This window comes from Microbacterium sp. NPDC091382 (genome assembly GCF_044757025.1).
Classification (GTDB): Bacteria; Actinomycetota; Actinomycetes; order Actinomycetales; family Microbacteriaceae; genus Microbacterium.
Genome location: NZ_JBIVUD010000001.1, coordinates 859,416 through 884,095, shown reverse-complemented (window position 1 = coordinate 884,095; position 24,680 = coordinate 859,416). Strand labels below are relative to the sequence as shown.

Here is a 24,680-nt window from a genome sequence, read left to right as displayed (position 1 = left end):
GTCAGCGCGCGCCCAGCAGGTGCTCGGTCGCCAGCTGCTGCAGACGGACGAACCCGGCGCCCTTGCCGCCGAGGTAGGCGCCGGCGTCGAAGTCCTCGTATGCCGACCGGTCGGCGAGGAAGTCGTCGTAGCTCTCGCCCGGGTTCAGGGTCGGGGTGGCGAGCTCGTCCACCTTCGCGGCGGCGAGCGCCTCCTGCACCTCGGGGTCGGCGCGGAACGCCTGCGCGCGCTCCTTGAGGAGCAGGTACGTGCGCATGTTCGCGGCGGCCGAGTCCCAGACGCCGGTCTCGTCCTCGGTGCGGCTCGGCTTGTAGTCGAAGTGACGGGGACCGTCGTAGGCGGGGACGCCGTCGGGGCCGCCGTTCTCGAGCAGATCGACGAGCGAGAACGCGTTGTGCAGGTCGCCGTGACCGAACACGAGGTCCTGGTCGTACTTGATGCCGCGCTGACCGTTGAGGTCGATGTGGAAGAGCTTGCCGTGGTACAGCGCCTGAGCGATGCCGGCGGTGAAGTTCAGCCCGGCCATCTGCTCGTGGCCGACCTCGGGGTTCACACCGAACAGCTCGGGACGCTCGAGCGAATCGATGAAGGCGATCGCGTGCCCGAGGGTGGGCAGCAGGATGTCGCCGCGCGGCTCGTTCGGCTTCGGCTCGATCGCGAAGCGGATGTCGTAGCCCTTGTCGGTGACGTACTGACCGAGGAGGTTGACGGCCTCGCGGTAGCGCTCGAGCGCCTGGCGGACGTCCTTGGCCGAGTCGTACTCGGCGCCCTCGCGGCCGCCCCACATGACGAACGTCTTGGCGCCGAGCTCGGCACCGAGGTCGAGCTGGCGGAACACCTTGCGCAGGGCGAACCGGCGCACGTCGCGGTCGTTGGCGGTGAAGCCGCCGTCCTTGAAGACCGGGGCGCTGAAGAGATTGGTCGTCACCATCGGGATGATCATCCCGGTCGACTCGAGCGCACCCTTCAGGCGGTCGATCTCGCGTTGACGGTCGGAGTCGCTCGAGCCGAAGGCGAACAGGTCGTCGTCGTGGAACGTGAGACCGTACGCGCCGAGCTCGGCGAGCTTCTCGACGGCGTGGACGACGTCGAGCGGGGGACGGGTGGGGCCGCCGAACGGGTCGGTGCCGTTGTAGCCGACGGTCCACAGACCGAAGCTGAACTTGTCTGCGGGGGTGGGGGTGACCATGACGCTCCTTCGCGAGCCGGACAAAATGTTGTTATCAGCAACGTATACCAGGCGCGGCGCCCCGACAAACCCCTTGCGGTGGCTATGGTGGGGTCGTGAGCGAGCAGGGGCGAACCGTCGAATCCGTGCGGCGCGCGAACCTGGGGAGCATCCTCGGCATCGTGCACCGTGAAGGTCCGCAGTCGCGCGCCGCCCTCACCGAGTCGACCGGCCTCAACCGCTCGACGGTCGCCGACCTCGTCGGCTCGCTCGTCTCGTTCGGGCTCGTCATCGAACGCGCGCCCGACCCCTCGCGCCGCGTCGGACGCCCCTCCCCCGTGGTCGCCGTCGACCCCGCCGTGGTCGCCATCGCCGTGAACCCCGAGGTCGACGCCCTCGAGATCGCCGCCGTCGGCCTCGACCGCGAACTCCGCGCAGTAGTGGTCCTCCCGCAGGACCACCTCCTCACCCCCGAACGGACCGCGGAGCTCATCGCCGAGCAGATCTCCGCGTGGCGTGCCACCGAGCTGGCGGACGCCCGCCTCCTCGGCGTCGGCCTCGCGGTGCCCGGCCTCGTCCGCATCGAGGACGGCCTCGTCCGCGACGCGCCACACCTCGGGTGGGTCGACGCTCCCCTGCGCGACCTCGTCGCGGCGGCCACCGGCATCCCCGTCGTCCTCGGCAACGACGCGACGCTCGGCACCATCGCCGAGCACCTGTTCGGGGCGGCCCGCGGCATCGACCACGCGGTCTACCTCAACGGCGGCGCGAGCGGCATCGGCGGCGGGATCATCGTGAACGGGATGCCGGTGGCCGGCGCCGGCGGCTACGCCGGCGAGTTCGGGCAGAACCGCCCCGGCATCGCGACCCTCGCCGACCGCCGCGCGCGCGACGGCGTGCTCGAGGACGAGGTCAGCCGTGCACGCCTCCTGTCGGTCGTGGGGCTGACCCGCGGCGACGACCGCGAACTCGCCGAGGCGCTCGCGGCGGATCGCGACACCCCGTCGGTCGCGGGAGAGGTCGACCGGCAGCGCCGCATCCTCGCCACCGCTCTGGCCAACGCGGTCAATGTCCTCAACCCGTCGGCCATCGTGCTGGGCGGATTCCTCGCCGTGCTCGCAGGGCTCGACGTCGCCGCGCTCGAGCATGCCGTCCGCGCCCAGGCGATGCCCGCCTGCGGCGAGGACCTGCAGATCCTGCCCGCCGCCCTTGCCGAGCACCGGCTGCTCATCGGCGCCGCCGAGGCCGTCTTCGAGGGTGTGCTCGCGAACCCGCAGGCCGTCTGAGCGGGGCTCGGCTGCGCGCGGCGTGCGGCCGTGTTCGGTATTCAGTCCCGATCGATGCTGCGGGCGCGAGGACCCGCCGATCTACGCCATCGGAGCGAGCACGACGCGCTTCACGGACTGAATGCGGAACGCGGGCCGATCCAGGGATCGGCGGCCGTCAGACCTCGAGACGCCAGGTGACGAAGGGGATGCCGGCGACGCCGTCGCGCGTGCGGTCGGTCGCCCGCCAGCCGCGCGCCGCGTAGAACGCCTTCGCGCGCGCGTTGCCGTCCCACACTTCGAGCTCCGCAGGACGACCGGCGCGGATCTCGTCGAACCGCTCGTGCAGGGCCGAGCCGATCCCCTGTCCGAACAGGGCCGGAGCGACGTACAGGCTCACCAGCTCGAGGGTCTTCCCCAGTCGCACGTGCAGAAACCCGGTCAGCGCGTCGGCTTCGGCGACGAACGTGAGCCGCCCGTCCTCGGCGACGAGTCGACGCCACATCGGCTCGCGGTCACGCGCCGCGTCGGTCAGGTCCAGATGCTCGCCGTAGTACGCGGCGCGCGCAGCGACGTGGATCGCAGCGATGTCCCGCGCATCCTCGAGAGTCGCTGCGCGGATCACGGTCAGCGCGGGCCGGGCTTGACCGACACGTCGGTGATGGCGGCGTCGCGCGGCAGATCGAGGGCGGTGAGCACGGCGGTCACGACGGATGCCGGCTGGATCCAGGCATCCGCGTCGTAGTCCCTGCCCTCCTGCGCGTGCACCTGCGCCTGCATGGGCGTTGCTGTCCGGCCGGGGTAGACGGTCGTGACGCGCACGCCGTGCTCGGCCTCCTCGCCGCGGAGCGCATCGGCGAGCGCCTTGAGCCCGTGCTTCGACGCGGCGTACGCCGCCCACTGCGGATGCGCTGTCAGCCCGGCGCCGGAGTTGACGAAGAGCACCTGTCCGCGCGCGGCGCGTACTCGCGGCAGCAGCAGCCGCGTCAGCTCGGCGGGGGCGACGAGGTTCACGGCGAGCTGGTCCTGCCAGGACTCCACCGTCAGGTCGGCGACGTGCCCGAGGTCGACGACCCCCGCGCCGTGGACGACCGCATCGATCCCGTCGGGAAGATCGGATGCCGCGACCGCCGCAGCCAGCGATTCCGGCCGTGCGAGGTCGGCGACGACCATCGCGGCCCCGGGGTGCTCGGCCCCGAGGTCCCCGGCCCGGTCGGCGTCGCGAGCGACGAGGACGAGCCGGTCCCCGCGCTCGGTCAGACGGTGGGCGAGGAGTTGCCCGATGCCCGATCCGGCACCGGTGAGGACGATGGTGTGCGGCATCCACTCATCCTGTCATCGCGGTCCGCGTCAGTCGCCCAGCAGCGCGCGCCGCGCCATTCCCGCGAGGATGCCGCCCGCTCGCTGGCCGCTGGGCGCAGCCGAGTGCGGGGTCGAGTTCAGCAGGCCGAAAGCGGCGAGCAGGCGCGTCTCGCGCTCGTCGGCCGCGAGGTCGGGGCGGAGGGCGGCGAGCGGTCGATCCCACTCCTGCACGTACGCGCGTTGCAGCCGGCGGACCTGCTGGTTGACGTCCGCGGGAAGGTTGGCGAGCTCGCGGTCCTGCACCCGGATGACGTCGGCGTCGCTCGTCGCGAACTCGAGATGGAAGGCGATGAGCGCGTCGAAGATCGCGCCCGGCTCGTCGCCTGTCGCCGCGATCGCCCGGCCGCCCTCGAGGAGCCGCTCGCTCGCATCGAGCAGCAGGTCGCAGAGCAGCGCCTCCTTGCTCGCGAAGTGACGGTACAGAGCGGGCCCGCTCATCCCGACCGCGTCGCCGAGGTCGGCGGTGGACACGGCGGCGAACCCGCGTTCGGCGAACAGGCGTGCCGCCGAGGTCATGAGCTCCGCGCGTCGGTTCGCCTTCTGCGTCGCCCGCCAGGTGGTCATCGCGACAGCGCCCGGCGCGCCTGCCGCAGCACCGGCTCGTCGATCATCCGTCCGCGGAACCGGAACACCCCCGGCTGCCTGGTCGCTTCGTCGAGGACCGCCTCGGCCCACTCGAGCTCCTCGGGCGTCGCCGCGTACGCCCGCCGAATGGTCTCGACCTGCGAGGGATGGATGCAGGCCGTCGCCGCGAACCCCGAGGCCGCGGCATCCGTCGCCTCGGCGAGAAGGCCCGCGGTGTCGGCGATGTCGAGGTGCACGGTGTCGATCGCGTCTATCCCCGCCGCAGCAGCGGCGATCAGCACGCGCGACCGGGCGTAGCGCGCGACGTCGCGATAGCGGCCGTCGCCCGTCCGGCTGGAGCGCCCGCCGATCCCCGCGACGAGGTCTTCGGCGCCCCACATGAGTCCGTCGACGAGCGGATGCCGCGCCAGGGCGCCCGCGTTCTCGACCCCTCCCGGCGTCTCGCAGAGCGCGACGACCCGGTACCCGTCGAGCGCATCGACCTCCCCGGCCTCTTCGGCCTTCGCCAGCATCAACCGGCGGAACGGCGTTCCGCGGAGCGCGTCGAGATCGCGGTCGAGTTCGAGAGTGGATGCCGGGTTGACCCGCACGATCACGCGTGAGGCGTCGACCTCGGCCGTCGCGAGCGACTCGCGCGCCCCGGCTTTGTCGGCGGGCGCGACAGCGTCCTCGAGGTCGAGGATCACGGCATCGGCGGCGGCGAGCGCTTTCGCGTACCGCTCGGGCCGGTCGGCCGGGCAGAACAGGAGCGCCGGACCGAGGCTCATGACGGGGCCCCCGGCGCCATGCGCATGAGCGTCGAGCGTCGCGCCGTGGCGACCACCTGGTCGTGCTGGTTGCGCATCGTGTGCACGAACTCGACGACGCCCTGGCCGGGCCGCGAGCGCGATTCGCGCTTCGACGCGACGACGGTCTCGGCGTAGAGCGTGTCGCCGTGACGGACGGGCGCGGGGAAGGACACCTCGGAGAACCCGAGGTTGGCGACGATCGTCCCCTGCGTGAGCTGCGCGACCGAGAGCCCGACGAGCGTCGACAGGGTGAACATGCTGTTGACCAGCCGCTCGCCGAACTCGGTCTGCTCCGACCACGCGGCATCCAGGTGCAGCGACTGCGTGTTCATCGTCAGCGTCGTGAACAGCACGTTGTCCGCCTCCGTGACGGTGCGGCCCGGACTGTGGACGTAGACCGCGCCCTCCTCGAGCTCGTCGAAGTACAGTCCGCGCTGCACGATGCGCCGCGGGGTGTCCTCGCTCATGCGTCCTCCTCCGGGATCGGGGTCACGACGGCCAGGGTCTGCCCGCGGCCGACGCTGTCGCCGGTCGCGACGCGCAGCGCCACGGTACCCGCGACCTCCGCTCTCACCACATGTTCCATCTTCATCGCTTCGACGACCACCACCGCGTCACCTGCGGCGACCTCGTCTCCCTCGGCCACCGAGGTCATCACGACCACCCCGGGCATGGGCGAGACGAGCTCGGGCGCCGCCGACGCATCCGCATCCCGGCGATGGTCGAGCCGCACCCGTCTCACTTCGTGCGCACGTCCGCCCGCCGCGAGCCAGACGACGTCGCCGTCGACGGCCGCGACGACCGTGAGGCTCCGGTCCGCGATCCGCACGATCGACCGCTCGCCGGAGGGACGGACGGATGCCGGGACCTCCGCGCCGTCGACGATCACCCGGTCGCCGACCAGCTCGACGGTCCGCTCCTCACCTCGCGCTTCGAGCCGGTACCGCCGAACGGCAGGCGGACCGAGGCGCCACCCGTCCGCGCGCCGCCACGGATCCCCGGTCCGCGGCGCCGCGGCATCCATCAGCAGCGCGGCCTCGACGAACACGTCGGAGTGACCGGAACTGACGAGCCCGTCGAGCTCGCGGGCGATGAGCCCCGTGTCGAGGTCACCGGCCGCGACGGCGGGCAGGTCGAGCAGCGCCCGCAGGAAGGGCACGTTCGTCTCGAACCCGAGCACGACCGTGTCACCGAGCGCGGCGATGAGCCGTCGCCGCGCCTCGTCGCGGGTCGCGCCCGTCGCGATGACCTTGGCGAGCATCGGGTCGTAGTCGAGCGAGACGTCGAGTCCGTCCGCGAGAGCGCTGTCGACGCGTACGCCGGGGGTGGCCGGGTGCACGACACGCAGGACGCGCCCGCCCGTCGGCAGGAAGCCCGCACGCGGGTCCTCGGCGTAGACCCGCGCTTCGATGCTGTGGCCGGTCAGCACGACATCGCCCTGCTCGAATCCGAGGGGCTCGCCGGCCGCGATGCGCAGCTGCGCCGCGACCAGGTCGACACCGGTGACCTCCTCGGTGACGGGGTGCTCGACCTGGAGTCGGGTGTTCATCTCCATGAAGAAGAACTCGTCGGGGCGGTCAGCAGCGACGATGAACTCGACCGTCCCGGCACCGCGGTAGTCGACGCTTCGCGCCGTTTCGCATGCGGCCTGTCCGATGCGGGCGCGGGTCGCCTCGTCGAGGAGGGGCGACGGCGCCTCTTCGACGACCTTCTGGTGCCGGCGCTGCAGCGAGCACTCCCGCTCGCCCAGGTGCACGACGTTCCCGTGCGCGTCGGCGAGCACCTGCACCTCGATGTGCCGCGGCGTGTGCACGTAGCGCTCGAGGAACAGCGTGTCGTCTCCGAAGCTCGCGCCCGCCTCGCGCCGGGCGGCCGTCAGCGCCGAGGGCAGGTCCGCGGCATCCGTCACGACGTGCATGCCCTTGCCGCCGCCGCCGGCGGACGGCTTGATGAGCAGCGGATAGCCGACCTCGGGAGCGGCGGCGATCAACTCGTCGTCGGTCATCCCCGCTCGGGCGACCCCCGGCACGGTCGGCACGCCGCGGGCCTCGACCGCGTGCTTCGCGGCGATCTTGTCGCCCATGACGCGGATGGCGTCCGCGCTCGGCCCGATGAAGACGATGCCCGCCTCCTCGCACGCGGCGGCGAAGGCGGTGTTCTCGGAGAGGAACCCGTATCCGGGGTGGATCGCCTCGGCGCCGGTGGAGCGAGCCGCGGTGATCACCGCGTCGATGTCGAGGTAGCTCCGCGCAGCGGGCGCGGGACCGAGGCGCACGGCGTCGTCGGCGAGCGCGACGTGGCGGGCACCGGCATCCGCATCGCTGTAGACGGCGACGGAGCGGATGCCGAGCTCTCGCAGCGTGCGGATGACACGGCAGGCGATCTCGCCGCGATTCGCGACCAGGACGGTGGAGAACATGCGCATCACATCCGGAAGACGCCGTAGCCCGGCGCGTCGTAGGGAGCTCGCAGGCAGACATCGAGCGCCAGCCCCAGGGCGTCGCGGGTCTCTTCGGGTGCGAGGATGCCGTCGTCCCACAGGCGCGCCGTCGAGTAGTACGGGCTCCCCTGCTCCTCGTACTGCTCACGGATGGGCGCCTGGAACGCCGCCTCGTCCTCGGCGGACCATTCGTCGCCGCGCGCCTCGATCTGCTCACGGCGCACGGTGGAGAGGACGGATGCCGCCTGCGGACCGCCCATGACCGACACCCGCGCTCCGGGCCAGAGCCACAGGAACCGCGGCGAGTACGCCCGACCGCACATCGAGTACGTCCCCGCGCCGAAGGATCCGCCGACGACGACGGTGAGCTTCGGGACCGACGCGCACGCGACCGCGTTCACCATCTTCGCGCCGTGCTTTGCGATGCCCGACGACTCGTACTCTCGGCCGACCATGAACCCCGTGATGTTCTGCAGGAAGACGAGGGGGATGCCGCGCTGATCGCACAGCTCGATGAAGTGCGCGCCCTTGAGCGCCGACTCCCCGAACAGGACGCCGTTGTTCGCGACGATGCCCACGCGGTGCCCGTGCAGGCGGGCGAAGCCGGTCACGAGCGTCTCGCCGTACTCGCGCTTGAACTCGTGCCAGGTGCCACCGTCGACGATCCGGTCGACGATCTCGCGCGCGTCGTAGGGCGTCGTCAGCTCGACAGGCACCACCTCGACGAGCGTCGCAGGGTCGGCGGCGGGAGCGACCGCAGGCTCGGGCTGCTCGCGCAACGGAGCCGGCGCCGGCAGGGTCGCGACGATGTCGCGCACGATCTGCAGCGCATGCTCGTCGCTTTCGGCGAGATGGTCGGTGACGCCCGAGACCTTCGTGTGCAGGTCGCCGCCGCCGAGGTCCTCCGCCGAGACGACCTCCCCGGTCGCGGCCTTCACGAGCGGGGGTCCGCCGAGGAAGATCGTGCCCTGGTTCCGGACGATCACGGTCTCGTCGCTCATCGCCGGCACGTACGCCCCGCCGGCTGTCGACGAGCCGAGGACAGCCGCGATCTGCGGGATGCCGTCCCGTGACATCCGGGCCTGGTTGTAGAAGATGCGCCCGAAGTGGTCACGGTCCGGGAAGACCTCGTCCTGCATCGGCAGGAACGCGCCGCCGGAATCGACGAGGTAGATGCAGGGCAGCCGATTCTCGGCGGCGATCTCCTGCGCGCGCAGGTGCTTCTTGACCGTGATCGGGTAGTAGGTGCCGCCCTTGACCGTCGCGTCGTTCGCGACGACCATGACGTGCCGGCCGTGGATCAGGCCGACGCCGGCGACGACACCGCCGGCGGGGCAGTCGTCGTCGTACAGATCGAGTCCCGCGAGCGCGCCGACCTCCAGGAAGGGACTGCCGACGTCGAGCAGGGTGTCGACGCGGTCGCGGGCGAGGAGCTTGCCGCGCGCGGTGTGCCGCTCGCGCGCCCGCTCAGGACCGCCGAGCGCGGCGTCGGCGCGACGTCGCTCGAGGTCGGCGATCAGGTCGGGATACGTCGTGGGGGCTGTCATCGTCGACCGCACCTCCGAAAGAGTGCTTCAGTTATCGATTGATAACTCAGACGAACGATAACACCGCCGCCCCGTCCCGGGAAGGCCTCGGTCAGCCCTCGAGGATCGCGCGCAGGGCCTCCAGGTCCGCCTCGATCGCCGCGGCATCGTCGGCGAACTCGGCGTCCGTGACTCCGTCGCGGCGGAACAGGGTGAAGACGACCTCGCTGCCGGCGTCGTTGCGCAGCACCCGCAGCGGGTTGTGCACGACCGTGCCGTCGGGAAGACGGACGTCGTGGTCGAGCACGCCCGCCTCGACCGGCCCCGGGAACGCCACCTCGATGTCCCCCGAGGGCGAGTCCGCGAGCCAGCGTCCATCCTCGTTCCGGATGCCGGTGCTGAGCCCCGCCGCCCAACGCGGCAGGTTCGCGGGGTCGCCGGCGAACGCGATCACGTCGCGTGGCGCACGATCGATCGTGCGGGTCAGGTGCACGGCGGGCCACGTCATGACCGGGACGCTACTCCGCCTCGACGACACCCGCCTCGGAAGCGGCGAGGATGGAGGGATGACGACGTTCGACGATCCGGTCCTGCAGGCGATGGCGACACGGCGATCGCTCGCGAAGGTCGGCCCGGGCGCCCCGTCCGACGACGAGCTGCGCGATCTGCTCGCGGCGATCACGCCCGTTGCTGACCACAAGGCCCTCCGCCCGTGGCGCCTGCTCACTCTGCGCGGCGACGACCGCGCGCGGCTCGGCAGGGCTCTCGACGCCGCCGCCGGAACGGAGCGCGAGCCCGGTGACGCCAACAAGAAGCCCTTCCGCGCCGACCTGCTGATCGCGGTCGTCGCGAGCCCGAAGGAGCACCCGGCCGTCCCTGTGTGGGAGCAGCACGCGACCGCCGCGGGCGCCGCTCACCTGTTGGAGCTCGCCCTTTGGCGCGCCGGATGGGGCGTCATGTGGCGCACGGGCCTTGCCGTGAATTCACCCGAGGTCCGTGCGCTGCACGGTCTCGCCGACCACGAACTGCTCATGGGGTGGCTCTACGTGGGAAGCGTCGACGCAGACCTCCGCGCGCGGATCGAGGAAGCACCGAGGAAGACGCTCGATCCCGCACCTTTCCTCAGCGCCCTCCCCGACTGATATCCGGCCGGTCAGCCGCGGCGCATCGTCGCGGTCATCGGGCAATCGAACGGATCGCGAGCCGCCAGGCCCACCCGGTTCAGGTAGTCGATGACGATCGCGTACGACCGGCCGAGGCTCGTCTCGGTGTAGGGGACACCGAGGGTCGCGCAGTGCTCCCGAACGATCTCGCGGGCTTTCGACAGGTGGGGGCGGGGCATGTTCGGGAACAGGTGGTGCTCCACCTGGTAGTTCAGGCCACCCATGAGCCAGGTGGCCCACCAGCCGCCGCGGATGTTGCGGGAGGTGCGGACCTGCTTGCTGAAGAAGTCGAGCTTTGCGTCAGGGGCGATGACCGGCATTCCCTTGTGGTTCGGCGCGAAGGACGCACCCATGTACACGCCGAAGACGGCGAGCTGAACGCCGACGAACGCGAACGCCATCCCGAGGGGCAGGAGCAGGAACACCGGGACGAGCACGACGGCCAGACGCAGGGCGATCATGCCGATCTCGAGCCAGCGCGCCTTCACGTCCTTCTCGGTGAACAGGAACTTCAGCCCCAGGAAGTGCAGGTTCAGACCCTCGAGGGTGAGGAGGGGGAAGAAGAGCCAGCCCTGACGCTTCGTGATCGCACGGCGCAGGCCGCGGGCGGAGGCGGCATCGGTCTCGATGAACGAGATCGTGTCGATCTCGATGTCAGGGTCCTTACCGACCCGGTTCGGGTTCGCGTGGTGACGCGTGTGCTTGCCCGTCCACCAGGCGTAGCTGATGCCGACGACACCTGCTGCGAGGATGCGGGCGAGGCGATCGTTGGCCGGCCCCGAACTCAGGATCTGCCGATGCGCGGCCTCGTGGGCGAGGAAGGCGACCTGCGTGAAGATGATGCCGAGGGCGCCGGCGATGAGCAGCTGGAACCAGCTGTCGCCGAGCAGGATGAAGCCCGTCACCGCGCCACCGAAGGCCAGCGTGAGCGCGATGCCGACCAAGAGGTAGAAGGCGTGGGTCCGGTGCAGCAGCCCGGTTTCACGGACGATGCGAGAGACGTCGGTGAACGCTTTCGCCATCGGGGGGAACTGCGCTGTTCCGGCGTATGTCTGGCGAACGGGACCGAGACGCGACTCGGTGGCGGTTGAAGCGATGAAAGCACCTGCTCGAAATCGGGTGTCCGCCTGCGGCGGAGATGAGCGAGCAGCGGATGCCGATCACGTGTGGGCCACGCTACGGTGCGACGCATCGCCGCGACGGCATGCATCGGCGATGCCCACGGGACTGCCAGGCCCCGCCCAGGCTCGGGCCTAGCTGTCACCCGATCGCGCGGACGCCGTCTCGGGGAACTCGCGCACCGGGATGACGACGACGTCGTGCATCTTCCAGTCCAGTCGGCCGCATTCGACCCTCGCCCGTTCGAGCTGGGCGAGGCGCGGCATCCGGCCCCTGCGAGGCCTGACGAATGCCTCGACGTGGAAGAACTGGCCCTGGTCGCGCGTGCGGGTGCGGACCTCATCGACCCAGCGGAGCGACGACAGGTGATCGTGGATCCGATCGATGTCCGGATGCGGCTCGGCGTCGTCGAAGGTCGTGGCGCGGGTGTCCATGAGGTCGGTGATCGCCCCCTTCGTGTTCTTCACGCCGTCCCACAGGATGCTGCCGGAGATGAAGATCGCGGCCGCGGCATCCGCCCACCAGAGCCCCACGCCGATGCCGCCGACACCGACGATCGAGCCGACCGCCGTCATCCAATCGGCCTTGTTCATGTCCGCGTCGGCGTACAGCACCTTGTTGTGCAGCTGCCGCGCCAACCGCATCTTCACCCGGCCGAACCAAATGGGGAGCGGAATCGTCGCCGCCATGACGGCCATCATGAACCAGCCGAGCCACACCGACTGTCCGAAGAGCTCGACCGAACCGATCGGCGGACGCTCCCCCCGCAGGAGCGTCGTCGCGGACTCGACGAGCAGGAAGGCGCCCATGGTGAGCAGCGCGACTCCCGCCACGAGATGGGCGACACCGACGGAACGGAAGTAGCCGTAGGGATAGCGAGGGTTCGCCGCACGGGACATCACGCGGACGGCGACGAGGAAAGCGATCGGCGGGGCGAGCGAGAGCATGTCTTCGATCCACGCAGCGCGCATCGCCTGCGAACTGCCGGTGACGATGCCGACGACCGGGATGGTGACGGCGAGAAAGGCGATCGTCGCCCACTCCATCCGCACGGCTCGGCGCAGCGCCTTCCGCCCAGCTCCGTCGAGTCCCTGCTGCAACGCGGTCCGCGTCATCGGCTCCCCTCCTCGCGCAGGAAGACCTCGAGGTCCATGGGGAATCCGTTCTCACCGGCGCGGGCGAGCATGACGTGCTTCTCGGTCTCGCCGGACGCGTTCGTCACCTCGCGATACACGTCGGTGACCGCGGCCTCGTCGACCCACGGCGTCGTGTCGGTGAGGCCGCCCACGACGATGTCGAGCTCGCCTGCACGCAGAGCGTCGACGAGGACCTCCTCGGTCCCCTCCCGCCATCGGACCTCGGCGCCGTGCCCGGCTGCGAACTCCTCGACGAGCGCCACCTCTGTGCCCGATGGCTGCTCGCGGAGCTCGGTCCACGGCGGATTCTCGGTCACGCCCACCCGGAGGACACCGCCTTCCGAGATGCGTTCGAGGGTGCTGTCGGCATCGGCGGGGCGGACTCCGCAACCAGCCAACGTGAGTCCGACGATGAGGGATGCGGCCGCGGCCGCGCGCACACGACGTGACATGGGAACCTCCACCGGCACCCTACGAACCGGACGTCGCCTCCCCCGCCGGGGTTGACAGTCCCCCGTCGTCGCGTCAGCCCACCCGCTGCTCCGCGATCGGCGAGGACGACGAACGCCCGTTCAGGTCGAGGTACAGCTGGCGCTCGGTGACCGAGACCGTGACCTCGTTACGCCGTTCCAGAGCGGATGCCGCATCCTCGACGAAGTCCCGGTCGAAGCTGAACACCGGGATGTCGGCCGCGCGGTGGATGGTCTTGCCCGCCCACGCCTGAGCGAGCCGGTTCGGTTCGCGCTGCGTGTACACGGCCACGCGGTCGGCCGCCTTGCTGCCGGCGTGCAGACGCGCGGCATCCGGCGCACCCACCTCGATCCACGCCGTGAGCCGACCCGTCGCGTCGCGGACGAGGACGGCGGGCTCGTCGGTCGCCGAGATGCCCTCGCTGAACGCGATGCCCTCCTCGTACTCGAGGGCGTACGCGAGCACGCGCAGGAGGACGTTCGCCGCCGTCTCGGACGCGTGTCGCGCGAGGCGGAGGGAGAGCTGCTCGTACACGCCGCGATCGACGTCGGCGACGTGCACGGTGAAGGTGTGCATCGTGGATCCGATGGCCATCCCCCGAGCCTAGGCGGGCGATGCCGCATCCAGACGCACGGGTCATAATGGTGGCACCCATCCGGCACGCTCAGTCAGGGAGTCCTGTCATGCCCTTCCACAGCAAGGAGATGCTCGAGCAGTGGCTCGAGGAGTTCGCCGCGCTGGGCTACTCCATCAGCGACCGAGTGAGGGTCATCCCGCAGGACGGCGCCGATGGACTCGACACCGGGCTCATCTCGCTGAACCTGCTCGACTCGATGACCCTCACCTACATCCAGCCCGAACCCCTGGGCTCCATCCACTGGGGCATCACGTTCGAGGCGCGCGACATCGACCTGAAGATGAACCCCGGACGCACCCTCGAACTCTCGGGAGAGCTCGCGATGGTGTCGATCCTCTGCACCTTCCTCCAGACCAAGTCGCTCGCCGAAGTCGAAGCGGTGGCCGGCACGGTCGAGCCCGAATCGCTCGGTCTCTGATGGACGACGACCTGCGGGGCGAGCTGCGAGCACTGCAGGCGAGGGCGTACGGTCCCGGCGGCGGCCTCGATGACGACCCGGGTGCGCGACGACGTCTGATCGAGCTGGAGGCCCGCGCTCGTGACGATCGACGGCGACCTCCGATCGTCGACCAGGTCCCCCCTCCTTCCGCCCCGCCGGCGCACCTGCCGCCGCCCCCGACCCCGAGCGTGCCCGCCGCCGTCGCCGCCACCGCGCGAGCCGCGCAGCCGCAGGCGGCGCCCGCCGACGCGAGTCCGCGGAAACGCCGGCTCCTGACGGGTATCGCCTGGGCCGGATCGCTGGCGATGGTCGCAACGGTGGCCGTCGGCATCACCGCGGCGGCGAGCGCGCGGGTCAGCGGAGCGGGTGCTCCGACCACATCGGACGCAGCCGTGACCCACGTGGCGACACTTGGGCTCGACGCCGACCGGGCCTGGCCGGAGGTGCTCAGCGCCCGCCCCGAGGATGGGCGCATCTTCACGACCCTCGCCGGAATGACCCCGATCGTGGCGCAGTACGACACCGGATACGGGGACAAGGCACGGTGCATCCAGATCCTCCCGGACGAGGCGTGGAGCGCCTCCCCCGAGGACGGGTGGTCCGGCGCGTGGTACACCAGTTGCGCCGCCGAGCCGTTCGCTCCGGCATCGAGCGTCATCGTCTCGGAGGCCGCGCCGTCCGGACTCCGCGAGCGCTTCCCTGACGGCACGCGTCTGCAGTTCGTCCTCGGCGACGGGGTCGTCGAGGTCTATTCGGCCGAGGCCCCCACCGGAGAAGCAGCGGACTGATCGACGGGCACGGGCGTCAGGCGCGGCACCCAGCACCTCACCTGGTCGCGATAGCGGCGGAACGGCTCTCCGAACCGCGCCTCGAGATCGCGCTCTTCGTGCGGTCGGATCGCCGCGTTCCACACCACCGACCCGCAGACCGCGTACAGCACGACGATCCACGACGAGAGCATCAACCCGACGGCGATGCCCTGCGTGATTCCCGCGACGGCCATCGGATTGCGGACGAAGCGATACGGACCGCGGACCACCAGTCGCCGCGCCGTCGCGATCGGAAGCGGCGTGCCGTCACCGTACGCGGACATGACCGCACCGGACCAGAGACCGATCGCGCTGGCGGCGACGAACAGGACCGCCCCCGTGATCCGCACCCCGGCGGGAACCGACAGGTGCAGCATCCACATCGTCTCGACCCACGCCAGCAGCGCCGGGACGACCCCGAGCGCGAGCCCCCAGAACACGACGATCTGAGCCGCCGTCGCGCCGACATGTCGCCTGGCCGATGCACCGGCGACCGCCGGGCGGATGCGGAACGGGCCGATCATGAGCCAGTGCGTCGGCACCGTGCCCCGCAGGATGACGAGGCCGGCCAGTACCGATGCCGCCGCTGCCGCCGTCATGAGCACCGCTCCCCACCCCGCGGTGGCGGTGAGGAGAGCGAAGACACCGAGGGATGCGGTGACGAGGATCGTCCACACGGTCGCGACGATCACCGCGATGCGCTGGCCCGTTGCCGCGATCGCCGACGCGACGACGAAAAGGGGAACGTCCCACGCCGCCATCGCGACGGGGTCGATGGTCGCGAGCGTCGCCTCGCGGACGACGGGCACCGTGAAGACGAGGGCCCACCAGAGAGCTCCGGCCGCCGCCTGCAGGGCGAAGTAGACGCGCGCGACGGCGGGTGTCAGGCGGCCTGGTAGGTGAGGCAGTCTGCCGACTCCGCTCCGGGCCCGACGCGCACCGTGGCCGCGGTGCATTCGAGCGACGAATTGAAGACGCACTCCGACCGCTGGCAGGCGCCGACGTGGCTGACGACCTTGTCGAGACCGCCTTTCGTGCCGAGCGGGATGAAGGTCGCGCATTCGGCGTCGCCCGGCGTTCCACCGATGGTGACGGCAGCCGCATGGCAGTGCGAGTGGTCGTTGTACGAGCATCCGAGGGCATTGCACTCGGACACGCGGGGCAGATCGTCGAGAGTCATGCTCATGAGAGCCTCCTTCAGTGGTCGTGGCACGAGGTTAACGCCGCACCCCCGGGGATTGGACAGCCTTAGTTCGCGATTTTCTCCCAGATCAGAGGCGCCATCCAGGTTAGGTGAGCCTGGCCTGCAGACGCGGCCTACCACACGCGTTCAGTTATCAACAAGCCAGGGAGCATCAGGGAGCGCCACCCTGGTATATTCCGTGCAATCCGTCCCGGACCGGCCGCCACAGGAACCCGAACCGCACGTGGCCGAAGGGGACGTCGATGAGCACGTCGACAAGAAGGGGGATCCGATGACGCATCCCGGGCTTGCCGACGACGCGCCTCGCGGGCTCCATCTCTGGCCTCGACTCGCGCTGTCGCACGTCGACGAGGCACTGCAAAATGAGGACGCTCCGCTGCGGCTCGTCGTGGTCGGTCCGGCCGGTTCCGAGAAGACCCCGCTCCTCGCGGAGATCCGACGTCGCGCGAGCGACCCGGAGCGGACACTCATCGTCGACGACGCCCACCTCCTGCCCGATACCGAGATCACCATCCTCGATGCGCACCTGGACGACCCGAGGGCCGGCCTGGTGCTCGCCTGTAGGCCATGGCCGTGGAGCGACGCCCTGGTCCGACTCATCCGTCGCCTGGAACGCACTCGTCCGATCCTGGCGCTCGGGCACGTGGATGCGCAGGACGTGACCCTGGCTCTCGAGCGCGCGGAGTCCACGATCACCCCCCGGTGCGTCGAGTCGCTCGTGGATGTCGCGTCCTCGGTGACCTGGCTGACGAAGGAGCTTCTCACCGCCCACGGCACGGGTTACTGCCCCGACCCCGCGCACGGAGCTCAGCTCCGTGCGGTCGGTGAAGTCATCTCCGTGCGCCTGGACACCCTTCCACCCGAGACGGCCACTGTCGTCCGGCAGACGAGCCTGGGCAGCGACGGCGATGAATCCTGGTTCGCCGCCGACGCCCTCGCCGGCGGCTACGCGTCAGGCCTGCTCCTCCGCGGCGGACACGCCATCCCGATCGTGCGCGACACGGTCCGGCGCATCACGCCGATCGGCGAGATGATGGATCTCCTGCAGCGCACGCCACGGGGATCCCTCGATGTGGACCTCCTCGCATCTCTCGGCGATCGCCATGACGAGCGGATCGCCCTCGCGCTCCGCGCACACGCAGACGACGCGGCTCTTCACGATTCCGATCGTGCGATCGCACTCTACGACGCAGCCGTCGCGGCCGGCGCCGATCCCACCGCGGTCGCGGTTCGGAAGGCGCGACTGGCCTGGGCTCGCGGGGACGTCGACGAGGCCGCTGCATTGATCGACGGGATCGGGGTCGATGCCGACGGCAGAGACCGGGATGACGCCGTTCGGATCCTCGGCTCGGCGTGGAGTGCGCGTGGATTCCTGCGAGCGAGCTCCGTCGCCTATCGCACGCACGTCGGCGACGATCCGGTCCTGCGCGCCCAGGGCGCGATCGTCGCGCTGGGCATCGGTGATCCGGCGCCCCTCCTCGCGGCGGTGCGTGCGGACGACTTCGGGACGACGGGGCTGCCCACGACGGTGCGTATCGCGCACGCGACGATGCTGCGAGGGCTGGCGGCATCTCTGGGCTCTCCCGCGAGCGGCGCCCTCGACGACCTCGTACGAGCCAGCGACACCTACGGCGACTCCGATGACACCGGTCCGATGCCCGAACTGCCGGCGGTGATCGCGGCCACCGTCGCCCTCAACCTCGGCGAGATCGACACGGCCGCGAACATCATGAGCGACGCACTGATGGAGGAACATGGTGGACCGTGGGCGCGTTCCCGACTGCTGCTCTGGTCCGCCTGGATCGCAGTGCACCGCCAGAACCCCGACGAGGCCGCCGCTCGACTCGCAGATGTCGACGCGTCCATCCTCCCGCTGAGCGGGCGTGAGGTCCTGATCCGCGACGCCGTGGTGCTGGCGCACGTGAGACGGTATGGAACTCCGGAGGAGTTGCAGGCCGTATGGGAACGCGTGCGCGACTCGGTGCGTCAGGTCGAGCCCGACCTCTACATCCTTCATCCCCTGCGCGACTTCATCGAGACCTCGGCGGCGGTCGGCGACGGAGAGCGGGTAGCCCCGGCGATCGACGCGCTGAGGGGGATCCTGGCCGGTCTGGGTGATCCCCCGCTCTGGCGCGTCCCGTTGCTCTGGTCCCGGTATCACCGCGCGATACTCGCCGGCGACTCCCACGGGGCGTCGCACGTCAGCCGTGCCCTCAGCACCGCAGCACGGGACTCACGGGTCGCCGCGGCCATGACCGCCGCCGCCACCGAGTGGTCGCGGACGCGCGTGGACGAGGGCGACATCGAGAGGGTCGAGCGGACGGCCTCGCGGCTCGCATCGCTGGGGTACGCCTGGGACGCCGCCCGGCTGGCGGTGGTCCTGTCGGAGCGCGTCCGGGATCGACGCGCGGGCACCAGGCTCGCGGCGGTCGCCCGACAGATCCATCCCCATGCCGCCCCGGTCAGCACAGCGCAGTCGGATGCCTCCTTCGACGAGCGCGGTCTGCTCAGTGCGCGCGAACGCGAGGTCGCTCGGCTGGTGCTGAGCGGCATGACCTACGCGGAGATCGGCGAAACGATCTTCATCTCCCCCCGCACGGCCGAACATCACATCGCGCGCATCCGCCGGCGCTTGGGCGCGACGTCCCGCACCGATCTGATCGCCAAGCTGCGGTCGATCGTCGGGCCTGACGACGGTCGGGAATGAGGGATCGGGGCGCACTGACCCCTGACCGCTCGCCCGAGGCCGCCGCACATAAGAGAGCGGACCCTCTCGGGCCTGTTCAGTGGGGACTGAGGCGTGAGAGGGTCCGCAGAGCCATCCGGACACCCGGGGACAGACAGAGTTTGGGGACAGTGCACGTCCATGCCGCTTGGGGAACGGTCGGAGTCCGTTGGGGATGGCTATCCCATGCTAACGGAAAGGCCTCTCCCCCGACAGACGCTGAGCCCGATCTCCCCCGACAGATCTCCGGAGCGCCGCCGGCGATCAGCCCCGGACGGGACGGCGGCGACGAGCGACGAGGAACGTGCCCGCGACGACGGCCGCAGCCCCGCCGAGCGCTGCGGCGATCGGCAGCTGCCCGCCGGTGTATGCGAGGCTGCCGCCTCCGGTACCCGTCGAGGCGACACCCGCCGGCGTCGCGCAGCCGTCGACGTAGCCAGGGTAGGTCACAGGAACGCTGCGCATCTCATCCCCGACCCGCAGCTGGGCCGTGATGTCACCGGTCGTCCAGGCGGCCGCATCGTCCCTGGGCTCCCACTGATCGCCGACGCGCTTCCATCCGGGGAGCGCGGTGACCGCGCCGTCACCGGACACCACGACGCCGGGCCACAGCACGCTGCCCGATCCGCTACCCGCGGCATCCGTCGGCAGCGGGACGACGATCTGCCGCCCGCCCCCCGACAGCACGAGCTCGGGCGACGCGACGCGCTGCGCCGATGCGGTGCGTGCAGTCGCCGCACCGTCCATGCGATCGATCGAGTACTCGATCGACGGTGCCTCATGAATGCACGACGACTGCACGACCAGCCCGCCCAGTCCCGGCTCCGGGGTGCTCGGGACGTAGGTCCCCTCCGATGCGAACGCCGGCGTCGAACCGGCACCCGCGGCAACTGCCACCACGATCGTGGCGCGCCAAACAATCCCCCACATATCAGCCTCCCCAATGGCTTCAGAGTCGCGCTTCGAGTCAGCGCGCTCGTGGTTGACGTTACATCTCGCCGCCGGCGCACGACCTCCCCGAAGGTCTTTCTGAGCCCCTAATCACACCCCTATTCTGTCCCCCGATTGGGGGACACGAGATTAGGTTTGTTCCCCTATTGGTGGACCCGACGCGCGCCGGTACCTTTCAGTTATCGCCACCGAGAAGGCTTTGGGGAGTCGAACGGCATCAGGCGGCTGCAGAGGAAGTGGGGGCGTGCTTGGGGGCCGCAACCATGTCTGCCTGGGCTCTTCGTACGGCCTCGTTCGCGCAACGAGTTCGTACGAAGAGACTCAGAAACCTCACGACCGGCAGGGGGCCGGACGTGGAGGCCGAAGTGGCCAGGAGAGGGAAGGAACAACGGAGCGCCGTGGGGTCGGCGCACCGGGACGACGTCCTGGGGACGGGCGTCGTGAAGGAAGGTCGCGGATCCGATCCGCACTTCGGGCACATGCAGGTTGGGGCCTGCGTTCATGTGGGGGGACAACACGTTCATGGGGACAGAACGGAAGACGGGTGCGCGCCCTCGTGGCCGCGCCCGCGGCGCAGAGCCCATCTGCGTCACGACGGATGCGCGATTCATGCCGACGGGCCCGAACCCGAAGGCACAGGAGTCGCGTCACCCCCTCGTGCCGAAGCTGCAGCGCGCAGCCGGTGCACTCCGTCACCAGCGTCCGTGCCGTCGGAGCATCGCGTTCAGCGCGGCCTCCGACGGCACGACGCGGGAGGGGAATCCCGCTGAACTCCCGCGCCGCCCGCGGCGTGGTATCTCTCTTCTCGGTTCGGGTCCGGCGCGCACGTCATCGGCGACGTCGCGCGAGACCCGATGGAACGTGGCGGCTCATGCTCGAGCCGGCTCGATCGGCGAATCGGTGCCTCGTCGAGGCACCCGCGGCCTCACTGGCCGTCCGCTGATCCTCGGCTCGTCACACAGCTAGATCCGTCACCCGCACGCGGGCACGGCCGGACCTCCCCCCGTCCGTCCGTGCCCGCCTGGTGGTCCGTGAGGCTTACGCCGCCACCCCACCCGCGCGAAGCTGGTCGGGGAGGGGCTGAGGCGCACCGAACGCCGCGAGGCTGTGTGCGGCGGCATCCAGGACAGACAGCACCCGGAGACCCGCGGCACCGCTCGTCCGAGCATCTCTGTGCCCGTGGATGGCTGCGGCGAACTCGGCGACGACGGCAGCGAGAGCTTCACGCTCTTCCGCGGCCGAGGCGCGGGCCTCCCCGCTCCGGTACGGGACGTTGGCCGCGCGACGGTCCTTCGCGGTGGCGTGCGAGATCGACGAGAGATCGACGCCGCGGTCGTAGACACTCAGCCGTTGCTGAGGGTTCAGGTCGTCCCAGACCAGGGTGTGACGGGTGCCTCCGATGACGATGCGGCGGGTCCTGGTCGGGTTCAGCCAATTGACGTGCAGGTGAGCCATGACCCCATCGGCGAGGGGCATCGACAGATGACCGATCGACGACGTGCCGGAACTCAGCGGGTCCGACCCGTGCGCTGCGACCGACGTCGCGCGCAGGCCCCCCGGAAGGATGAAGTCGAGGATCGACAGGTCGTGGGGAGCGAGATCCCAGAAGACGTCGATGTCGGGTTGGATGAGTCCGAAGTTGACACGAAGGCTGTCGACGAAGAGCACATCCCCGATCTCCCCCGCCGCGATCAACTCTCGCATCTTGAGCACAGCCGGCGTGTAGCACGAGGTGTGGTCGGCCATGAGGACGAGTCCGCGCTCGGCCGCACGAACCACCATCTCGAGTCCGTGCTCCGGCGTGTCGGCGAGCGGCTTCTCGACCATGACGTGCTTGCCGGCCTCGAGAGCCGCCATCGCTATCTCGTGGTGGGTCTTCGCCGGCGTGGCGATCGCGATCGCATCGATGAGCGGGTCGGACAGCACGGACTGCAGATCCGCCGTCACCGATGCGCCCCCCACGGCGTCGGCGACGCGACGGGCGCGGTCGATGTCGAGATCGCAGATGGCGGCGAGGTTCCACTCGCGGCTCGCGCGCAGATTCCGCCCGAGGTGCGGTCCCCAGTACCCCGCACCGACGACGGCGACATTGAGTCGTTTCTTCACTTCTTCCCCAGATTCCCCAAATTCCCCAAGTTCCCCAGAGCGGAGGAACCCCCCACGGGCACCATCCGGACCCGCCCACCGCCGTTCGGGCAACGGCGAGCACGCCACTTCGCATGGCGTTCGGAGCGACCCACCGGTCGGATGGAGCCCTCTGGGGAGGAGTCAGCCGACTCCCAGGGAGCGGCGCCTGCGCGCGATGTCGCAGCGGCGCGTACGCGCGCGGCGGCGTGTACGGCGAATGCCCTCGGTGTCCCCACGCTCTTCCCCCGTCGCACGCACCCCGAGCAAGAGATGCGGGCCGTAGACCGGCGCGGTCGACGATCCCACTCGTCGCCGTTGCGCGCGCCTCCCCAGGCGGGCGCGACCGGTGTCCCCGCCGCCATGAAACCAGATCCGGGCGGCCGATACAACACGACCCCGCGGCGAATGCCGCGTCGACGGCGGCGAGGGGGTCTCAGCCCCAGCCGCCCAGGTACGCAGCGACGTCGGGCTCCTCGTCGAGGGGCCGGATGCCGTCAGCGCGTTCCGAGACGCGGCGGAAGAGGTCGTTCCGCCCCCATCGAGCCTCGCGAGCCACCGCACGCAGTGCACGGACCCGCAGCAGCGTCCTGTCGGCGTCGTCGAGGACGGTGAGCGTGCCGAGGCCCTCGCGTCCGACGCGTTCGACGAGTGGTCGCAGACCCTCTCCCACTCGGATCGGCCGCACGATCTCGACGTGGATCCGCACTCGATCGAGCGACGCGCTCCCGACGCTCAGCTCCGCTGCGGGCACGGATACCGAACCCGGCACATCCGCGATGACCGAGTCGACGCTCACGAACGAGGCCGCCGGCGACGCATCCGCCGGCGGTGTGACGGCGATGTCGACGTGCGACGTGGGGAGCCCTCGCGGCCGGGTGCCCGGGACGGGGATGAGGTCGGCGAGGAGGACGGCCTCCGCGTTCCGGGTGACGCGGTCGTGGTCGTCGCGAGCCCCGGCATCCGGTCCGTCATGCCAGGCGACCGCCTCCGGCACGTGAGCGAGCAGCGCGCCCCGCAGCCATGCACGGTAGGTCCACTCCCAGTCCTCGCCGCCGTAGCTGCGGAACGTCTCGTCGAATCCGCCGGTCGCATCGAAGATGAGGCGGCTACAGGCCAGGACCGCGCCGATCGTGTGCCGGTAGCTCCGATCGTCCGCGTCCAGCAGGTTGCGCGAGCGTCCGTATGCCTCGGCCAACCATGCGGGCTCGGCCAGTTCGCGTCCCGCGACCACGGTGCGGACGTCCGCGACAGGGGGAACGCCTGCCAGGTCGGCGTGGCGCCGCCGTCCGACCGCGACCACGTCGGGGGCGAGCCCCGGCATCCGTGTCAGCTCGCCGACGAAACCGGGTTCGGGAACCGTGTCGGCGTCGAGGAACACCAGGACCTCGCCGGTCGCGTGCGCCGCACCCAGGTTGCGCACCGCCGCGAGCCGGAACCCCTCGTCCGGTTGGCGGACGAGGCGGACCCCGGCCGGGACCACCGGCTCGCTCACCGAGCCGTCGTCGGCGACGATCACCTCGAGGCGGTCTGCGGGGTGGTCCTGCCCTGCCAGCGCCGCGAGGCATCTCGCAAGCTGCTCGGGCTGCTCGTAGTGCGCGACGATGACCGAGACCGCCGGCGCGACGTCCGGCGCGCGCCCGGCCAGGAGGTCCCAGCGGTTCCCGGGCAGTGCGATGCCCGGCGGCGTCATGCGCCCCACCAGTCGAGGTAGGCGGCGGCGACGTCCTGGAGCGTCGGGGCGAGCGAGGCTCTCGCCGCCAGTCGGGTGGATGCCGGGTCGCGCCACGCCTCGACGAGCCGGTCGGCGAGGTCCTCGGCCGTGTACCGGGCGAGCGTCCCGGGACGCAACTCGTCCATCTCCGCGGCGTAGCGGGAGTCGACGACGAGCGGGCGCCGCCCCGCTTCGACCCAGTCGAGCATCGAGCGCGACGCCGAGACGTGTTCGTGCGCCGCGAGCGGGATGCCGGGGGCGGCGAGCTCCCGCGCGAAGGCGGCGTCGCTCAGGAATCCGGTGACCTCGAGGGCGACACCGAGGGCGACGGCTTCTTCACGCAGCTGTTCGACGTCTGCCTCGTGACCGCGCGAGGGCGCGCCGATGACGCGGACGGCGACCATCTCCGGCGCCTCGCCGCTCTTCCGCAACGCCTCGGCGGCGCGAGCGGCGGCGAGGACCGCCGGACGATGCCCTTTGCCGGGGTAGAAGAAGCCGGCGATGAGGACACGCAGGTCGCGGTCGGCAGCGACGGGCGTCACGGGCGGGATGCCGGTGCGCGCCCCCAGGGCGATGGCGTGCGCGCCGGCAGTGCCCGGCAGGAACTCCTCCAGCAGGCGCTGCTCGTGACGGCTGTTGACGACGACGCGGTCCGAGGCGGCGATCATGCGCGCGTAGGCGGCACGGCGTCGATCGAACATGGTGCCGTCGGAGGGCTGCGGCACGTCGTGGAGCGTCAGGGTGAGGCGGCATCGCCGAGCCCATCGCTCGACGACCTCGGCGGCGTCCTCGGGCCGGGAGCCGAACAGGCGATCCGTCGCGTGCAGATGGACGCGGGTCGCGGCATCCATGCCCTCGAGCTCCCGATCGCCGGTGTCGACGTCGGCGACGCGGACGGTCGTCGCATCAGGGCGCGCGGCCGTCACCGCCACGGCGACGTCGTCCCCGTAGCGGGTGACCCCGTGCCCCTGCGGACCGAGGACGAGCAGGAGGGGAGGCGCAGAGATCACCCGGCATGGTTATCCGTCCGTGACGGCGAGGTCAAGCCCCCCTG

Annotated in this window: 24 protein-coding genes; 5 read left to right on the top strand and 19 right to left on the bottom strand. The window is 70.8% G+C overall.

What is annotated here, in order from left to right:
• Position 1: 1 nt before the first annotated feature.
• Positions 2 to 1,189 (bottom strand): xylose isomerase, encoded by a 1,188-nt coding sequence (xylA, locus tag ACIQLK_RS04295; protein WP_400363063.1) that lies wholly within the window; start codon positions 1,187 to 1,189, stop codon positions 2 to 4.
• Positions 1,190 to 1,284: 95 nt separating this feature from the next.
• Between xylA and ACIQLK_RS04290 the strand changes: the two genes are divergently transcribed.
• Positions 1,285 to 2,454: an ROK family protein gene (locus tag ACIQLK_RS04290; protein ID WP_400363062.1), complete on the top strand. Its 1,170-nt coding sequence runs from the start codon at positions 1,285 to 1,287 to the stop codon at positions 2,452 to 2,454.
• Between the two features lie 157 nt (positions 2,455 to 2,611).
• On the opposite strand, the gene ACIQLK_RS04285 is transcribed toward ACIQLK_RS04290, so the two are convergent.
• The 8 genes from ACIQLK_RS04285 to ACIQLK_RS04250 all read right to left on the bottom strand — a co-directional run bounded on the left by ACIQLK_RS04285 (position 2,612) and on the right by ACIQLK_RS04250 (position 9,642).
• Complete coding sequence (locus tag ACIQLK_RS04285; protein WP_400363061.1) at positions 2,612 to 3,058, bottom strand: GNAT family N-acetyltransferase; 447 nt, start codon at positions 3,056 to 3,058, stop codon at positions 2,612 to 2,614.
• Between the two features lie 2 nt (positions 3,059 to 3,060).
• The gene (locus ACIQLK_RS04280) at positions 3,061 to 3,756 is read right to left on the bottom strand and encodes an SDR family oxidoreductase (RefSeq protein ID WP_400363060.1); all 696 of its coding nucleotides are present in this window, start codon (positions 3,754 to 3,756) and stop codon (positions 3,061 to 3,063) included.
• 27 nt (positions 3,757 to 3,783) lie between these two features.
• Positions 3,784 to 4,359 carry a TetR/AcrR family transcriptional regulator gene (locus tag ACIQLK_RS04275; protein WP_400363059.1) on the bottom strand — a complete coding sequence of 192 codons (576 nt, stop codon included), beginning with the start codon at positions 4,357 to 4,359 and terminating at the stop codon, positions 3,784 to 3,786.
• A complete protein-coding gene (locus tag ACIQLK_RS04270; protein WP_400363058.1) occupies positions 4,356 to 5,147 on the bottom strand; it encodes an HpcH/HpaI aldolase/citrate lyase family protein in 792 nt (263 codons plus the stop codon). The genes ACIQLK_RS04275 and ACIQLK_RS04270 overlap by 4 nt, the downstream gene beginning before the upstream one ends.
• Positions 5,144 to 5,635, bottom strand: a complete 492-nt coding sequence (locus ACIQLK_RS04265; RefSeq protein ID WP_400363057.1) for a MaoC family dehydratase — start codon at positions 5,633 to 5,635, stop codon at positions 5,144 to 5,146. Before ACIQLK_RS04265 ends, ACIQLK_RS04270 begins: the two co-directional genes overlap by 4 nt.
• The gene (locus ACIQLK_RS04260; protein ID WP_400363056.1) at positions 5,632 to 7,593 is read right to left on the bottom strand and encodes an acetyl/propionyl/methylcrotonyl-CoA carboxylase subunit alpha; all 1,962 of its coding nucleotides are present in this window, start codon (positions 7,591 to 7,593) and stop codon (positions 5,632 to 5,634) included. The genes ACIQLK_RS04265 and ACIQLK_RS04260 overlap by 4 nt, the downstream gene beginning before the upstream one ends.
• The gene (locus ACIQLK_RS04255; RefSeq protein WP_400363055.1) at positions 7,593 to 9,155 is read right to left on the bottom strand and encodes a carboxyl transferase domain-containing protein; all 1,563 of its coding nucleotides are present in this window, start codon (positions 9,153 to 9,155) and stop codon (positions 7,593 to 7,595) included. Before ACIQLK_RS04255 ends, ACIQLK_RS04260 begins: the two co-directional genes overlap by 1 nt.
• Before the next feature lie 91 nt (positions 9,156 to 9,246).
• Positions 9,247 to 9,642: an SRPBCC family protein gene (locus tag ACIQLK_RS04250; RefSeq protein ID WP_400363054.1), complete on the bottom strand. Its 396-nt coding sequence runs from the start codon at positions 9,640 to 9,642 to the stop codon at positions 9,247 to 9,249.
• A gap of 58 nt (positions 9,643 to 9,700) precedes the next feature.
• Between ACIQLK_RS04250 and ACIQLK_RS04245 the strand changes: the two genes are divergently transcribed.
• Positions 9,701 to 10,276, top strand: coding sequence for a nitroreductase family protein (locus ACIQLK_RS04245; protein ID WP_400363053.1), 576 nt, complete (start codon positions 9,701 to 9,703; stop codon positions 10,274 to 10,276).
• Positions 10,277 to 10,287: 11 nt separating this feature from the next.
• On the opposite strand, the gene ACIQLK_RS04240 is transcribed toward ACIQLK_RS04245, so the two are convergent.
• The 4 genes from ACIQLK_RS04240 to ACIQLK_RS04225 form a co-directional block, all read right to left on the bottom strand.
• Positions 10,288 to 11,319 carry a fatty acid desaturase family protein gene (locus ACIQLK_RS04240; protein ID WP_400363052.1) on the bottom strand — a complete coding sequence of 344 codons (1,032 nt, stop codon included), beginning with the start codon at positions 11,317 to 11,319 and terminating at the stop codon, positions 10,288 to 10,290.
• 231 nt (positions 11,320 to 11,550) lie between these two features.
• The gene (locus ACIQLK_RS04235) at positions 11,551 to 12,531 is read right to left on the bottom strand and encodes a cation diffusion facilitator family transporter (protein ID WP_400363051.1); all 981 of its coding nucleotides are present in this window, start codon (positions 12,529 to 12,531) and stop codon (positions 11,551 to 11,553) included.
• Entirely contained in the window at positions 12,528 to 13,004 is a 477-nt protein-coding gene (locus tag ACIQLK_RS04230) for a transporter substrate-binding domain-containing protein (protein WP_400363050.1), read from the bottom strand. Before ACIQLK_RS04230 ends, ACIQLK_RS04235 begins: the two co-directional genes overlap by 4 nt.
• 73 nt (positions 13,005 to 13,077) lie before the next feature.
• The gene (locus ACIQLK_RS04225) at positions 13,078 to 13,617 is read right to left on the bottom strand and encodes a YaeQ family protein (RefSeq protein ID WP_400363049.1); all 540 of its coding nucleotides are present in this window, start codon (positions 13,615 to 13,617) and stop codon (positions 13,078 to 13,080) included.
• A gap of 89 nt (positions 13,618 to 13,706) precedes the next feature.
• On the opposite strand from ACIQLK_RS04225, the gene ACIQLK_RS04220 reads away from it, so the two are divergent.
• Together ACIQLK_RS04220 and ACIQLK_RS04215 are read left to right on the top strand one after the other, a co-directional pair.
• Entirely contained in the window at positions 13,707 to 14,078 is a 372-nt protein-coding gene (locus ACIQLK_RS04220; RefSeq protein WP_400363048.1) for a hypothetical protein, read from the top strand.
• On the top strand, positions 14,078 to 14,887 hold the full coding sequence (locus tag ACIQLK_RS04215; protein ID WP_400363047.1) for a hypothetical protein: 810 nt from the start codon (positions 14,078 to 14,080) through the stop codon (positions 14,885 to 14,887). The genes ACIQLK_RS04220 and ACIQLK_RS04215 overlap by 1 nt, the downstream gene beginning before the upstream one ends.
• On the opposite strand, the gene ACIQLK_RS04210 is transcribed toward ACIQLK_RS04215, so the two are convergent.
• Both ACIQLK_RS04210 and ACIQLK_RS04205 read right to left on the bottom strand, forming a co-directional pair.
• Entirely contained in the window at positions 14,848 to 15,669 is an 822-nt protein-coding gene (locus ACIQLK_RS04210; protein ID WP_400363860.1) for a methyltransferase family protein, read from the bottom strand. The two genes, ACIQLK_RS04215 and ACIQLK_RS04210, sit on opposite strands and share 40 nt — an antisense overlap.
• Positions 15,670 to 15,791: 122 nt before the next feature.
• The gene (locus ACIQLK_RS04205) at positions 15,792 to 16,094 is read right to left on the bottom strand and encodes a DUF1540 domain-containing protein (RefSeq protein ID WP_400363046.1); all 303 of its coding nucleotides are present in this window, start codon (positions 16,092 to 16,094) and stop codon (positions 15,792 to 15,794) included.
• A gap of 289 nt (positions 16,095 to 16,383) precedes the next feature.
• On the opposite strand from ACIQLK_RS04205, the gene ACIQLK_RS04200 reads away from it, so the two are divergent.
• Positions 16,384 to 18,819 carry a LuxR C-terminal-related transcriptional regulator gene (locus tag ACIQLK_RS04200; RefSeq protein ID WP_400363045.1) on the top strand — a complete coding sequence of 812 codons (2,436 nt, stop codon included), beginning with the start codon at positions 16,384 to 16,386 and terminating at the stop codon, positions 18,817 to 18,819.
• 282 nt (positions 18,820 to 19,101) lie between these two features.
• Here ACIQLK_RS04200 and ACIQLK_RS04195 read toward each other — a convergent pair whose 3' ends face one another.
• The 4 genes from ACIQLK_RS04195 to ACIQLK_RS04180 form a co-directional block, all read right to left on the bottom strand.
• A complete protein-coding gene (locus tag ACIQLK_RS04195) occupies positions 19,102 to 19,734 on the bottom strand; it encodes an LPXTG cell wall anchor domain-containing protein (protein ID WP_400363044.1) in 633 nt (210 codons plus the stop codon).
• 1,092 nt (positions 19,735 to 20,826) lie between these two features.
• Positions 20,827 to 21,894, bottom strand: a complete 1,068-nt coding sequence (locus ACIQLK_RS04190) for a Gfo/Idh/MocA family protein (protein WP_400363043.1) — start codon at positions 21,892 to 21,894, stop codon at positions 20,827 to 20,829.
• Positions 21,895 to 22,348: 454 nt separating this feature from the next.
• Entirely contained in the window at positions 22,349 to 23,605 is a 1,257-nt protein-coding gene (locus ACIQLK_RS04185) for a glycosyltransferase (protein ID WP_400363042.1), read from the bottom strand.
• Entirely contained in the window at positions 23,602 to 24,636 is a 1,035-nt protein-coding gene (locus tag ACIQLK_RS04180; RefSeq protein ID WP_400363041.1) for a hypothetical protein, read from the bottom strand. Before ACIQLK_RS04180 ends, ACIQLK_RS04185 begins: the two co-directional genes overlap by 4 nt.
• Positions 24,637 to 24,680: the final 44 nt, after the last annotated feature.

Excerpts from the sequence above, each read along its gene's own strand:
- ACIQLK_RS04210 (WP_400363860.1), bottom strand. The coding sequence starts at position 15,669 with ATGGCGGCGTGGGACGTTCCCCTTTTCGTCGTCGCGTCGGCGATCGCG.
- ACIQLK_RS04225 (WP_400363049.1), bottom strand. The coding sequence starts at position 13,617 with ATGGCCATCGGATCCACGATGCACACCTTCACCGTGCACGTCGCCGAC.
- xylA (WP_400363063.1), bottom strand. The coding sequence starts at position 1,189 with ATGGTCACCCCCACCCCCGCAGACAAGTTCAGCTTCGGTCTGTGGACC.
- ACIQLK_RS04280 (WP_400363060.1), bottom strand. The coding sequence starts at position 3,756 with ATGCCGCACACCATCGTCCTCACCGGTGCCGGATCGGGCATCGGGCAA.
- ACIQLK_RS04235 (WP_400363051.1), bottom strand. The coding sequence starts at position 12,531 with ATGACGCGGACCGCGTTGCAGCAGGGACTCGACGGAGCTGGGCGGAAG.
- ACIQLK_RS04200 (WP_400363045.1), top strand. The coding sequence starts at position 16,384 with ATGACGCATCCCGGGCTTGCCGACGACGCGCCTCGCGGGCTCCATCTC.
- ACIQLK_RS04250 (WP_400363054.1), bottom strand. The coding sequence starts at position 9,642 with ATGACGTGGCCCGCCGTGCACCTGACCCGCACGATCGATCGTGCGCCA.
- ACIQLK_RS04230 (WP_400363050.1), bottom strand. The coding sequence starts at position 13,004 with ATGTCACGTCGTGTGCGCGCGGCCGCGGCCGCATCCCTCATCGTCGGA.
- ACIQLK_RS04240 (WP_400363052.1), bottom strand. The coding sequence starts at position 11,319 with ATGGCGAAAGCGTTCACCGACGTCTCTCGCATCGTCCGTGAAACCGGG.
- ACIQLK_RS04205 (WP_400363046.1), bottom strand. The coding sequence starts at position 16,094 with ATGAGCATGACTCTCGACGATCTGCCCCGCGTGTCCGAGTGCAATGCC.
- ACIQLK_RS04220 (WP_400363048.1), top strand. The coding sequence starts at position 13,707 with ATGCCCTTCCACAGCAAGGAGATGCTCGAGCAGTGGCTCGAGGAGTTC.
- ACIQLK_RS04260 (WP_400363056.1), bottom strand. The coding sequence starts at position 7,593 with ATGCGCATGTTCTCCACCGTCCTGGTCGCGAATCGCGGCGAGATCGCC.
- ACIQLK_RS04215 (WP_400363047.1), top strand. The coding sequence starts at position 14,078 with ATGGACGACGACCTGCGGGGCGAGCTGCGAGCACTGCAGGCGAGGGCG.
- ACIQLK_RS04275 (WP_400363059.1), bottom strand. The coding sequence starts at position 4,359 with ATGACCACCTGGCGGGCGACGCAGAAGGCGAACCGACGCGCGGAGCTC.
- ACIQLK_RS04255 (WP_400363055.1), bottom strand. The coding sequence starts at position 9,155 with ATGACAGCCCCCACGACGTATCCCGACCTGATCGCCGACCTCGAGCGA.
- ACIQLK_RS04265 (WP_400363057.1), bottom strand. The coding sequence starts at position 5,635 with ATGAGCGAGGACACCCCGCGGCGCATCGTGCAGCGCGGACTGTACTTC.
- ACIQLK_RS04185 (WP_400363042.1), bottom strand. The coding sequence starts at position 23,605 with ATGACGCCGCCGGGCATCGCACTGCCCGGGAACCGCTGGGACCTCCTG.
- ACIQLK_RS04270 (WP_400363058.1), bottom strand. The coding sequence starts at position 5,147 with ATGAGCCTCGGTCCGGCGCTCCTGTTCTGCCCGGCCGACCGGCCCGAG.
- ACIQLK_RS04245 (WP_400363053.1), top strand. The coding sequence starts at position 9,701 with ATGACGACGTTCGACGATCCGGTCCTGCAGGCGATGGCGACACGGCGA.